The sequence below is a fragment of the Methylomonas stagni genome (assembly GCF_050154735.1).
GTDB classification, from domain to species: Bacteria; Pseudomonadota; Gammaproteobacteria; order Methylococcales; family Methylomonadaceae; genus Methylomonas; species Methylomonas koyamae_A.
On the sequence record NZ_CP189557.1, the window covers coordinates 3,031,845 to 3,044,582 of the forward strand.

The window sequence follows — 12,738 nt, forward strand, 5'->3', positions numbered from 1 at the left end:
TCGCCGCCCAAAGCGCGCTGGCCTTGCTCTACGCCAGCAAGGAAAACGCCGAGGAACCGGCCCGGCGATTTCTGTCCTTCCCGGACGTGCGCGGGGTTGCGATTTTCAACGCCGCCCGGCAAGCCTTGTTCGAGCGCGGCGACACCACGCTGCCCGACGGCGGCGACGCATCCGGCTGGCCGGACGACCTGCGTCTGGTCCAGGAAACCGATCAAGCCTGGTATTTCGTGGCACCGGTGTTCGCGCGCGGCGGCGACCAGGACGCGTCGCCGTTCGAGGCCCAGGCCGAACCGGAGTTGATCGGTTACGTGCGTTTGGCCCAGGGCAAACACTCGCTGAACGTGATGAAAAAACAGATACTCTGGGCGACGCTGCTGGTCTCGGGCGGCGCGGCCATGCTGTTTTTCGTGTTCCTGCTGGCGATGACCCGCCGCCTGACCCTGCCGATCCAACTGCTGGCCAAGCAAATGGGCAAGGCATCGGCCGGCGCGAAAAACGTCCGAGCCAAATTACAGGGCCCGCGCGACATCACCGATATGGGTAGCGCCTTCAATACGATGATGGAAGTATTGGAAACCCGCGAAAAGCAGTTGGAACGCGCCCGCGACACCGCACTGGAATCGGCGAGATTGAAAGGCGAATTCGCCGCCAACGTCAGCCACGAATTGCGCACGCCGCTGAACGCCGTGCTGGGCATGTTGGAACTATTGCAGGACATGGGCCTGACGCCCAAGCAACTCGAATATTCGATGATCGCCCGCAACGCCGGCGAAGCATTGTTGAAATTGATCGAGGACATCCTCGACTTTTCCCGGATCGAAGCCGGTATGTTGAAACGTCAGCCGGTGGATTTCGTACTTTACGAAACGTTGGACGAAGTCGTCGAATTGATGGCCGGCCAAGCTCACCGCAAAAACCTGCAACTCCATTACGCCGTCGCCGACGAAATCCCGTTGGTGATGAACGGCGAGGCCTCCAGGGTCCGGCAAGTGCTGATCAATCTGGTCGGGAACGCGCTGAAATTTACCGAGCAAGGCGCAATCTCGATTCGGGTGAGCGTGGAAAGCGCCAGCGCCGACCTGCATCTGCTGCGCTTCGAGGTCAGCGACACCGGTATCGGCATTTCCGCCGCCGCCCAGCTGACGATCTTCGACGCGTTCGTCCAAGCCGACGGCTCCAGCACCCGCCACCACGAAGGCGCCGGCCTGGGCTTGGCGATCTGTCGGCAACTGGTCAATCTGATGGGCGGCAAGATCGGCGTCGTCAGCCAGCCCGGCGGCGGCAGCACCTTCTGGTTTACCGTGCCCTTCGAGGCGCCTCGCGGCACTCAAGCGTTGTCGGAAGCCCGCCAGGCTTATTTCGCCAATTTGCGCGTCCTAGTAATTTCCGAAAACGCCAAGATGCGCCAATTCCTGACCCAGACCCTGGAACATTGGCAAATCCATTACCGCCACAGCGAATACGGCATTCGCGCGGTCGACATGCTGCGCTCGGCGCGCGAACAGGACCAGGCGTACCAATTCGCGATCGTCGATCTGAAAGACGCCGGCGACCTGAGTTGGCTGGATTTGATCGCTCACGATCCGGCGCTGGCCGACCTGAAAATCATCCTGCTGTCCAATCCGGGCAACACCGCCGGCCAGTCCCGCCTGCCCAACGTGGCCGCCAATCTGACCAAACCAGTACAGGTATCCAAGTTATACGACTTCATCCTGACCGTCGGCCAGGATTACCGGGAGTCCGCACCGGTCGAAGCCATCGCCGAAACGCCGTACTCAGCCGAGTTGGGCCGCGTAATCCTGATCGTCGAGGATAACCGCGCCAGTCAGATGGTGGCGGCCGGCATGCTGGAGAGGCTGGGCTGCGCGTACGAAATCGCCGCGTCCGGCAACGAAGCCTTGGAATGGCTGGCGCGCAAACCCTTCGACCTGGTCTTGATGGATTGCCACATGCCGAACATGGACGGTTTCGAAGCCACTCGCCGCATCCGGCTGTTGCCCGAGCCACTGGCGCGCATTCCGATCGTGGCGATGACCGCCAACGCCCGACAAGGCGACAGCGACTTGTGCCAGGCCGCCGGTATGGACGATTACCTGGCCAAGCCGATCAAATTGGCGCCGTTGCGCGAAAAGCTGCTGCACTGGCTGGAGAACGCCCCTGTCGCGGCGACGCCCAATATCCGCGCCAACGCGACGCCCAACACCTTGGACGACCAGGTCTTGCGCCAATTGCGCGACGAAATCGGTCAAGGTTTCGAGCGGATGGTGCGGTTTTATCTGGAAGATTCGCCGGTCCAAATCCAACAATTGGCTTTGGCCTTGACGACCAACGACGCACGGCAGGTTCGCGAACTCGCCCATAGCCTGAAAGGCGCCAGCCGCAATCTCGGCGCCGATAAGCTCGCGGCCGTCGCCAAGCAGCTGGAAGATGCCGGAGAGCAGCATAGCCTTGAAAACAGCGAAGCGCTGCTGCGCCAATTGCGTGAGGAATATCAATTCATCGAACAATTGCTGCTACGCGAAATCGGCACCGAAACGATCGCCGACGCCGCGCCCACGCCGCAAGGTCCGCGCATTCTGGTGGCCGACGACGACCGCGCGATGCGCTTTGCGTTGCAGGATATTCTGGAAAAGGACGGCTACATCGTCGACCTGGCCGGCACCGGTCAGCAAGCCGTCGCTCTTTGTCAACGGCAAATGGCCGATCTGATCCTGATGGATGCGCTAATGCCGGAGATGGACGGCTTCGAAGCCTGCCAAAAAATCCGGGCGCTGCCGAACGGCGCCGAAGTGCCGATTTTGATGATCACCGCGCTGGAAAACGAACATTCGGTGGAGTTGGCCTTCTCGATAGGCGCCAACGACTACATTCCCAAGCCGATCCATTTCACGGTATTGCGTAAGCGCATCGCCCACTTGCTGGATGCCAGCCGCAGCCAGCGCACGCTGAACCGCCTGGCTTATCACGACCCATTGACCAATCTGGCCAACCGTGCTCAGTTCATGGACAAGCTGAACGCGGTCATCCAGGCCGACGGCATCCACCCGCAATTGCACGCGGTGTTATTTCTGGATTTGGACCGCTTCAAACTCACCAACGACACGATGGGCCACGATGTCGGCGACCAATTGTTGAAAGCCGCCGCCGAGCGCATCCAGAGCTGCGTGCGCAAGGAAGACATGGTATCCCGCTTCGGCGGCGACGAATTCATTCTACTGTTGGAAAAAATCGGCAACGCCCAGGTCGCGGTGGCGGTCGCCGACAAAATCTGCAACACCATCGCCAAGCCCTTCCTGCTGATGGAGCAAGAGTTCTATATCAGTTGCAGCATCGGCATCTCCTTGTTTCCGGCCGACGGCATCGACAGCGGTTTGTTGATCAAACACGCCGACACCGCGATGTACCGCGCCAAGGAACAGGGCAACACTTTTTGTTTTTACGAAGACAGCATGGAATTCGCGGTATCGTCGAAACTGCGGCTGGAAAGCGATTTGCGCCGGGCCTTACAGCGCGACGAATTCTTTCTGCACTACCAACCCCAAATCGATCTGAATTCCGGCCGCATCATCGGTGCCGAAGCGTTGATCCGCTGGCAACATCCGACACTAGGCTTGGTGCCGCCGGACGCCTTCATCCCGGTGGCCGAGGAAATCGGTCTGATCGAAACGATAGGCGCCTGGGTGTTACGCGAAGCCTGCCGGCAAAACCGTTTGTGGCAGCAAACCGGCTATCCGCCGTTCAGCGTTGCCGTCAACGTCTCGGCACGCCAGTTGGATCACGAGGATTTCGCCGATCAGGTGACCGCGATCGTCGCCGATACCGGCCTGCCGCCACAATACGTCGAGTTGGAATTGACCGAGAGTCTATTCATCCGCCACCCGGAAAAAAAGCGCGAGATTCTGGCTCGACTGCGCGAAGCCGGCATGCAAATCTCGATAGACGACTTCGGCACCGGCTATTCCAGCTTGAACCAACTGAAGCATTTTGCCTTCGACAAGCTGAAAATCGACCGCTCCTTCGTCGCCAACATCATGCACGACGCCGACGCGGCCGCCATCGTACTAGTGATTATTTCGATCGCCCGTATCCTCAAGTTCAAGGTCATCGCCGAAGGCGTGGAGACCGAGCAACAAGCCCAATACCTGATGCAAAACGATTGCGACGAAGCCCAAGGCTACTTGTTCGGCAAACCGATGCCGGCCGAAGACCTCACCGCCATCCTGGAGCGCGCCGGACAGCTTTACCGCATTGCCCATTAAGCGCCGCCCGGCGCTGTTGCGATTACCGCCAGTTGCCCGGATAGCTATAAATAGCTTGGCCGTATGCTTTATCGACGTAGATCGCCCGCGCTTTGCCCATCGGATGCTCCGCGATCGGGTTCGGGTAGCTGTGTATGCCCCGGCTATAGGCCGGATTGTCGTAGACCACTTCGGCGATAGCGGTTTTGGCTTCCCCGCTATTGGCTTCAATTCGGTCGCCGTGCGCGCGTACGTTGGCGGCCATCAATACGGTGGCGATAACGGCGGCGATTTTAATGGTTTTGATGGTGTTCATGGCTGTTCTCCTGATAGGTGTTTGATAAGGCCGGCGGCGATATCTCGCCCGGTTCGTCCGGCTTGGTCGCTATTCTGGAGAAGATTTTTATATAAATAAAATCGATTGTTTTTATAACATCGATAGCTTTTTTATATAAATACGCTGTAACTAGTCATATGCGTTTTGGGGGAAGTGATGACCAACGGCGCCAAGTTAAACGGTTGCAGTCCATGTAGGCCGCTGGCTGAACGGAGCTGAAATCAGGCTTTGGCCCAGCCGAAATAAGGCGTTGGCCGAACCGAAATAAGGTGCTGGCTGAGCCGAAATGAGGCGTTGGCTGAGCGGAGCCGAAGCCAGCGATTTCGCTTCGACGCCGCTCAGCGAACGGCATAGCTGACATTGAGGAGTTCATCCCCCGTTCCGCCGGGAGAGGGCGTTTTTACTTCGCGCTGAATAGTTACCATACGCTCAGCCTTCAGCAGGCCGCGCCGCCACACAAAACCGAGCCTGATGAGGGGGCAGCCGACAAGAAATCGAACATCGACACGCCAGTCCAAGTCGCCACAGCCGCCTCCAAAGCGTCTTCCCCCAATCGAACAGGATTACCGATGATGTTTGCCGTCCAGTTTGTTCTAGCGCTCTGTTACGCCAATCTCGGCGAATGGTTGATGCATAAATTTATCCTGCACGGCCTGGGCAAGCGCCGGAACAGCTTTTGGGCCTATCACTGGCACGGGCACCACGCGACCTGCGCCGAACACGCGATGTACGATCCGGGTTACGCGAAAATCCGCTTGAACGCATGGAACGCTCAGACCAAGGAACTGGCGGTATTGGCCGGCATCGCCTCGCTGCACGCGCCGTTACTGGCGATCTGGCCCGGCTTTCCGTGCGGCCTGTATTTTTCGCTACTGGTTTATTACACCCGCCACCGCAAGGCCCATTTAGACCCGGCTTGGGGCCGGCGCCATTTAAGCTGGCACTACGACCACCATACCTTAAACAAACCCGGCAACTGGTGCGTGACCTGGCCGGGGTGCGACTACCTGTTCGGTACCCGGCTATCAGCTCAGAAGCCTAACGACGCCGACCGAATTTAAGCGCTCGCCGTTCGAGCGCCCGGCTCGCCTTGCAATTCCCCCGGCAAAGCGGGCAAACTTGTCGCCGATTAGCCCGGAACCGCCGGCCGTTCGGTCTTAAGACCTGCCGTGCCCTGCCCCACCGACCACCCACCATCCGATGAAATACAAAGACTTAAGAGACTTTATCGCTCAACTGGAAAAACAAGGCGAACTGAAACGCATCAAAATCGAGGTCGATCCCTATCTGGAAATGACGGTGATCTGCGACCGGGTGTTGAAGCAAGGCGGTCCGGCTTTGCTGTTCGAAAATCCCAAAGGCTCCAACATCGCCGTGCTCGGCAACTTGTTCGGCACCACCAAACGGGTGGCGATGGGCATGGGCGCCACCGATATTTCCGAGTTGCGCGGCATCGGCGAACTGCTGGCGTATTTAAAGGAACCCGAGCCGCCCAAGGGCATGAAGGATGCCTTCGAAAAACTGCCGGTGTTAAAGCAGGTTCTGAACATGGCACCCAAAATCGTCAGCAATCCCCCCTGTCAGGAAGTGATCCGCATCGGCGCGGAGGTCGATCTGGCCGACTACCCCATCCAGACCTGCTGGCCGGAAGACGCCGCACCGTTGATTACCTGGCCGCTAGTGATTACCAAGGGCCCGAACAAGGAACGCCAGAATCTGGGCATCTACCGCCAGCAGGTGATCGGCAAAAACAAGGTCATCATGCGCTGGCTGGCGCATCGCGGCGGCGCCCTGGATTTTCGGGAATGGCAACAACAACGCCCCGGCGAACCGTTCCCGGTCGCGGTGGCCTTGGGCGCCGATCCGGCGACGATTCTGGCGGCGGTGACGCCGGTGCCGGACCCGTTGTCCGAGTATGCCTTCGCCGGCCTATTGCGCGGCGCCAAAACCGAAGTCGCCAAATGCCTGAGCAACGACCTGCAAGTACCGGCCAGCGCCGAAATCGTGCTAGAAGGTTTTATCTATCCCGGCGAAACCGCGCCGGAAGGCCCCTACGGCGACCACACCGGTTATTACAACGAAGTCGACGAATTCCCGGTATTTACCATCGAGCGCATCACTCAAAGGCAAGTGCCGATCTACCACAGCACCTACACCGGCCGGCCGCCCGACGAACCGGCGATATTGGGCGTGGCCTTGAACGAAGTGTTCGTGCCGATTCTGCAAAAGCAGTTTCCGGAAATCGTCGATTTCTACCTGCCGCCGGAAGGCTGCTCGTACCGGATGGCGGTGATCAGCATGAAGAAGCAATACGCCGGCCACGCCAAGCGGGTCATGCTCGGCACCTGGTCCTATTTGCGGCAATTCATGTACACCAAGTTCGTCATCGTGGTTGACGACGACGTGGATGTGCGCAACTGGCAAGACGTGATTTGGGCCATCACCACCCGCATGGACCCGGCCCGCGATTTGACGATCCTGGAAAACACGCCGATCGATTACCTGGATTTTGCCTCGCCGGTGTCCGGTCTAGGCTCGAAAGTCGGCTTCGACGCCACCAACAAATGGCCCGGCGAAACTCAACGCGAGTGGGGCAGGCCTATCGTGATGCGCGAGGACGTCATTAAAAAGGTCGATGGAATGTGGGACAGGCTGTTCAACTGACCGCCCGCGTCAGAATAGTTGTCGCCTCAAATTTTCAACCGCATTTAAATTTGAGATCAAAAAATGAATCCTTCCAAGAACCGGAAGGACAAAGCCTTGGCCGAAGCCACCGCCTTGTTGATCTCGCAAAAAGGTCCAGGCACTGTTGAGGGCGACGGCCGAAAATCCCGTGCGGTGCAGCGAAACCGATACACAATTTGAGGTCCGCCACCGCCTACCGGCATAGCCTAACGATCATGACGGGATTTTCGCCGGGCGGAATAAAACGCATCGGCGTAGGCGCGACTTCCGCCGCGATCGGCAGCGCGCCGAAACCGTGCGCCGGCGGCTGGACCGGCGACTTTGTTATAAAAACAGCCGTCGCGAGAGCAAAGCCATTGGCGATTAAACCGGCCCTCAATACCGCTCGCGGCAAGCCTGTAGACCGTTGCTGGTGAACTTGTAAACCGTTCGCGGTGAGCCTGTCGAACCATTCACGGTAGCTCGTAAACCGTTCCTGGTGAGCCTGTCGAATCATTCGCGGTAGCTCATAAACCATTCGTGGTGAGCCTGTCGAACCACGGACGGTTTACCAGTTCGCCCTCCGGCCGCGCTCGGGACCAACGGTTAATTCTCGAATTTACGGCATGGGAGTGCCGGCCTTCCGCCGATCCGCGCCGGACGTACCGCATTTCCGATGCGAGTTAACGCCCTTCGCTGGCCAACATCGCCTTCGCGACCAACGGAATCGGCGGCGAGCCGTAGCTTAAAAACGTATCGTGGAATTGCCGCCAGGCTTTACGGCCGCCGCGCCGGGCGCACCAGTCGTCGCGCAATTGCCGAATCAGCAATTTCCCCAAGGTGTAATTCAGATAGGCCGGGTCGAAGGTGCCGCGCGCGGCCTGTTGGCGGGCGTTGCCCGGATCGCGAAAAGCCTGGTCCCGGAACATTTGTTCGGCCTGCTCGACGCTCCAGCCCTGGGTATGCAGACCGATCGCGGCCAGAAAACGCACATCGCGCAGCAAGGCGTTGACCAACTGGCCGATATGGGTTTCCGGATCGCCGTCGTGCAGGCCGGCCTCCCACATCAATTCCTCGGCGTAATGCGCCCAGCCCTCGGAAAAGGCATAGCTGCCGAACAACTGCGCAAACTTGGAGCCTGCCCGATGCGCGTGCAGAAATTGCAGAAAATGGCCGGGCCAGACTTCATGCGCCGACACGAACAGCAAATTGGCCTGGCCTGGCAGATAGGCAGCCTGCTCGGCCGCAGTCCAGGCCGGGTCGGGCGGCGCTACGTAATACACCGATGGCAAGCCGCGCTCGTAAGGCCCCGGAATATCGATGTAAGCCAAATTCCAGCGCGCATAAGGCGGCGACGGCGCGACATTGGCTTCTTCGTCACTCGGAATCGTCAGCAATTGCCGCTCGGCGACGAAGGCTTTCAAATGCTTGAGTTGCTCGGTGGCAGCGGCCACAGGCCCGCCAGCCGGCTTATGCGCCTCGGCCTGCGCCACGCATTCGGCCGTCGTGGCTTGCGGCGCGAATGGGCGGCAAGCTTGTTTTAAGGCTTGCAGATTGCGTTGCAAATCGGCGCGGCCCATTTGCTCCAGCTTCGGCAACGGCAGCTCGACGGTTTCGGTATCGGCCAGCATCCGGCTGAAGGTTTCCGCTCCCAACGCGAATGCGTCGGTCGCCGTTGGCCTTTGCTGCTCCAACCAATCCACCAACTCGCGCAGCGCCTGTGCCGCCGGGCCGACTTTTTCTACAAACTCCCGTTGCAATGCCGGATCGGCAACGTCGGCAAACGCCGCCTTGGCCTCGGTTTCGTAAAATTTGGCCAGACCGCCGAATACGGTTTTGCCGATGTCGAGGTAGGTGCGCGGCAGCGGCAATTCCAGATTGGCGCGAATTTGCGCGGCGGCTTGCGGCACATTGCCGGCATAGGCGATGAAGGCGCGCATCCGCTCGGCCGGCGGTGCGTAAGGCCGGCCGACGTACAGATTCGGGTCCAGCGCCTCGGCATAAAATTGCGGGCTCTTGAACGGCCGCCGCACGACTTGCCGCCAAAACAATTCCTTGGTCACGGTCGCCAGCAGGTAATCACGCTCGAAACGTTGCGCCGGCGTCAAGGCTTGGTCCGGATAGGCCAGCGCCAACATCCGCTGCGCTTCCAGCCAGCGTTCGGTATCGCGCAAACCTTGCGGACTCCAATCAGGCAAGCGACCGTCGAATTCGTGGCGGCCGGCCTCGGCAGCGAAGGTGGGTTGCTGCTCAAAGTAACCGGCAATAAAGCCTTCGACAAATTCCGGCCAGGCCGGCGGCCGGGTTTCGGCGGCATGCGCGGGTATCATCCGCAACATCAGCAAGCAAGCGCACCAAAACCCAGCGCGGCGAAGTTTGTTTGACGCAGCCATCATGGATTTCCCTCGAAATCGGCCAAAACCCGATAATAACCGGATTCAGCCGCCAAGCGAAACCGAAAAGCCGGGCATAGCGACGCTGCAACCTGAAACTCGCCGGCTCCGGCGAAGGAAAGTCCGAAGGCGGCGACCTCGGATAGCCCGCTTCGGGTTTAGGAATAGAACAATTTAAAAATGCCTTCGAATTCCATGCTGATGTCGTCCAACACGACACTGAGCTGATCGGGCGTCAAGCCCAGGGCGTCGATAGTAAAAGCATCGTAGGGATTCTCGATTCGGCACAGCAGATTCGCCAGTCTGACGATGGCGGCAATGTCGGCGCAGGGTACCAGTGTGTCCGGATAGCAATGCAGCCTGACGCTTTCGACGATGACTTCGGGCAGCTTCCAAAGCCGGCAAAGCTCGGCGCCAACTTGGAAATGATCGAAGCCAATGACGTTTTGCTCAATGCGCACTTCGTCGTCGCTTTCCGGTTGGGCTTGCGACTGCAGCAACAAATCGACTTCCCGCGCCAGCACCGGAATTCGTCGGTAGAACACCAGTTGGCCGATGTTGTGGACCAATCCGCACACGAAGGCGGTATCGGCGTAACGCTTTCCCAGCAGTTTGTCGAGCGCTCTCGCCAGCAGCGCGCAACGTAAATTGCGCGCCCAATAGTCGTGCATCGACAACAATTGCCCCGGCAGTTCCGAGAACCGCTCGACCACCACCATTGCCAACACCAAGTTCTGCAATTCGCGCATGCCGATCAGCGAAATCGCCTTGGCGATCGAACTGACTTGCGACGGAAACCCGTAAAACGCGCTATTGACGATCTTCAAAACCTTCAACGCCAGAGCCGCGTCGTCTTCGATAACGAAGGCCGCATCGCTAGCCGATTTTTGCGGATCGTCTATGATTTTTTTAAGCAGAAAATAAACATTGGGGGGCGAAACCAACTGAATGTCGCCTCGAAGTAAATCCGAAACGCTTAAACCCAACGACGAAGAAAGTTGCATCTGGATTATTGGAATGAAAATTTAACCTATACTAAACCGCAGCTTTATAGAAATGACTTTAAGCACTCAGTTTAAACCTAGACCATTTATATAATTTTTCAATCCTCACCCTGCTGGATTCCTGCGCACGCTATGGTTTATGATGGTTCAAGATTTTTTCAATACCTGGACGGTATGGACAGATGATTGCCAGTGACGCGCTCAAGGAAAAACTTATCATCATTGCCGAGCATGACGAGGTTTCCGCCCAAAAAATCGCCGCCACCCTCAAGGCCAAAGGCTTCGGAAACCTCCGTTCGGCCAGCAACGGCGAACAAATTTACCAGATTCTCAAACCCTTCCACGACCAGCCGCAAGCCGTCGGCCTGATCGTGCTGAACGCCAAATTGCCGGCCTGTAAAACCGCGGATCTCTGTCACAGCTTGGCCAATGCCAACGAAGCGTCGGTGATACCGGTCGTGATCCTGGACGACGAAAACCCCGACTGCAGTGCGTCGCCATGCCCTCAGGAGTACGAAAACTGCCTGGTGTACAAAATCAACAATCCATTCAACACCCAGGAATTGTTGCTGGCGGTCCGCTTTCTGCTTAGCCTGCATCAGGAGCGTTTACTGCGCTTCAAGCAGGAAGAACAATTGATCAACGAACTGGCCGCCAAAAGCATCATCGACGCCAAATTGAAGTTTTTGGTCGCCCACGACGAATTGACCGGTTTGTTTAACCGGAGCAGTTTCGAACGGCAACTGCGTTTAATCCTGAACCGCAGCAATAAACTGCAGAAAGACGGCGCCCTGCTGTTTATCGACGTCGATCGCTTTAGCTTGATCAACGAGCTGGAGGGTTTCGAAGTCGGCGACCGTCTGTTGGTCGAATTGACCATACTGGTCCGGAAAATGGCGCCGCCGGGCAGTTTGTTCGCCCGCATCGGCGCCGACGAATTCTGTCTGTTCCTGGAAAACAAAACCCAAAAACAAGCCAGAGTGTTCGCCGAGACGATCAAGAACGCGGTCGACAATTTCCGATTTTTTACCGGCGAAGTGTGTTATAGCGCATCGGTTTCGATCGGCATTGCGGCACTCGATAATTCGGTCGCCGCCGTGCATCCCGGCGAGATGATTCTGCACGCCCGCCAGGCCTGCAACTATGCTAAAAACAGTGGCCGAGACAAGGTCTGCCTTTACAACAGCGAAGATATTTCGGTCAAGGAACGCCGCCGCGACATCTATTGGGTACCGCTGATTCGCAAGGCCTTGCGCGAAAACAACCTGTTTCTGGTTTTTCAACCGGTCGTTCAGTTATGCGACGGCAATATCTCCCACTACGAGGTGTTGCTGCGCATGCGCGGCGAAAACAACGAAGTGATCACGCCGGATCAGTTTATCCCGGTCGCCGAGCGCACCGGCTTGATCCACGCGATCGACCTGTGGGTCGTCGAACACGCCATCGATTTTTTGGCGGCGATGCCGTCTTACATGTCTTACGTGTCGCTGGCGATCAATCTGTCCAGTACCGCCTTCCAGTATCCCGATCTGCTGCCGACGATACGGGACAAGCTGGAATTGACCTGGGTGGAAGCCGGCCGCCTGACCTTCGAGATTACCGAAACCGCCGCCGTCGACAATTTCGAAAAAACCCGCCACATGATCAACAAAATTCGGGCGCTGGGTTGCAAGTTCGCCCTCGACGATTTCGGCGCCGGCTTTTGTTCGTTCAATTACCTGAAAACCTTTCCGGTCGATTACGTCAAAATCGACGGCCAGTTCATCCGAAACCTTCTGGAAAACGAAACCGATCAGATTTTGGTGAAATCCATGGTCGAAATCGCCGCCAAATTGGGCAAAAAAACCATCGCGGAATTCGTCGAATCGGCCAGCACCGCGCTCAAGCTCAAGGAAATCGGCGTCAATTTCGGCCAGGGCTACGCCTTCGGCAAGCCCGACATCAATCTTCTGGATAGCCATAAAGTGTCGATCGCGATCTTGCTGAACGGCCACACCGGTCAAACGCCGGTGAAATAAGCCGAGTTACCCGCCGGGAAAATCGCCCGTATTTACCGCTTCGTCCGCCTCTGGTATATTCGCGGCCGGCGTCTACAATTGTCA

Annotated in this window: 7 protein-coding genes; 4 read left to right on the top strand and 3 right to left on the bottom strand. The window is 57.9% G+C overall.

Features of this window, described 5'->3' with window-relative positions:
- The first annotated feature begins 23 nt into the window (after positions 1-23).
- Entirely contained in the window at positions 24-4,259 is a 4,236-nt protein-coding gene (locus tag ACP4CD_RS14005) for an EAL domain-containing protein (protein WP_426991370.1), read from the top strand.
- A 22-nt stretch (positions 4,260-4,281) separates the two neighbouring features.
- Here ACP4CD_RS14005 and ACP4CD_RS14010 read toward each other — a convergent pair whose 3' ends face one another.
- On the bottom strand, positions 4,282-4,554 hold the full coding sequence (locus tag ACP4CD_RS14010; protein ID WP_281022188.1) for a hypothetical protein: 273 nt from the start codon (positions 4,552-4,554) through the stop codon (positions 4,282-4,284).
- Between the two features lie 590 nt (positions 4,555-5,144).
- Between ACP4CD_RS14010 and ACP4CD_RS14015 the strand changes: the two genes are divergently transcribed.
- On the top strand, positions 5,145-5,636 hold the full coding sequence (locus ACP4CD_RS14015) for a sterol desaturase family protein (RefSeq protein ID WP_426991371.1): 492 nt from the start codon (positions 5,145-5,147) through the stop codon (positions 5,634-5,636).
- Between the two features lie 139 nt (positions 5,637-5,775).
- On the top strand, positions 5,776-7,239 hold the full coding sequence (gene ubiD, locus ACP4CD_RS14020) for a 4-hydroxy-3-polyprenylbenzoate decarboxylase (RefSeq protein ID WP_426991372.1): 1,464 nt from the start codon (positions 5,776-5,778) through the stop codon (positions 7,237-7,239).
- Between the two features lie 683 nt (positions 7,240-7,922).
- Here ubiD and ACP4CD_RS14025 read toward each other — a convergent pair.
- A complete protein-coding gene (locus ACP4CD_RS14025) occupies positions 7,923-9,635 on the bottom strand; it encodes a DUF885 domain-containing protein (protein WP_426991373.1) in 1,713 nt (570 codons plus the stop codon).
- A 155-nt stretch (positions 9,636-9,790) separates the two neighbouring features.
- Entirely contained in the window at positions 9,791-10,636 is an 846-nt protein-coding gene (locus ACP4CD_RS14030; RefSeq protein ID WP_071154907.1) for an HDOD domain-containing protein, read from the bottom strand.
- Between the two features lie 182 nt (positions 10,637-10,818).
- Here ACP4CD_RS14030 and ACP4CD_RS14035 point away from each other — a divergent pair, with 182 nt between their 5' ends.
- Positions 10,819-12,654, top strand: a complete 1,836-nt coding sequence (locus ACP4CD_RS14035; protein ID WP_064031611.1) for an EAL domain-containing protein — start codon at positions 10,819-10,821, stop codon at positions 12,652-12,654.
- Positions 12,655-12,738 lie beyond the last annotated feature (84 nt).

What these genes read in the sequence shown, in the direction of transcription:
- ACP4CD_RS14010 (WP_281022188.1), bottom strand. Translation starts at nt 4,554, where the DNA reads ATGAACACCATCAAAACCATTAAAATCGCCGCCGTTATCGCCACCGTA.
- ACP4CD_RS14015 (WP_426991371.1), top strand. Translation starts at nt 5,145, where the DNA reads ATGATGTTTGCCGTCCAGTTTGTTCTAGCGCTCTGTTACGCCAATCTC.
- ubiD (WP_426991372.1), top strand. Translation starts at nt 5,776, where the DNA reads ATGAAATACAAAGACTTAAGAGACTTTATCGCTCAACTGGAAAAACAA.
- ACP4CD_RS14025 (WP_426991373.1), bottom strand. Translation starts at nt 9,635, where the DNA reads ATGATGGCTGCGTCAAACAAACTTCGCCGCGCTGGGTTTTGGTGCGCT.
- ACP4CD_RS14030 (WP_071154907.1), bottom strand. Translation starts at nt 10,636, where the DNA reads ATGCAACTTTCTTCGTCGTTGGGTTTAAGCGTTTCGGATTTACTTCGA.
- ACP4CD_RS14035 (WP_064031611.1), top strand. Translation starts at nt 10,819, where the DNA reads ATGATTGCCAGTGACGCGCTCAAGGAAAAACTTATCATCATTGCCGAG.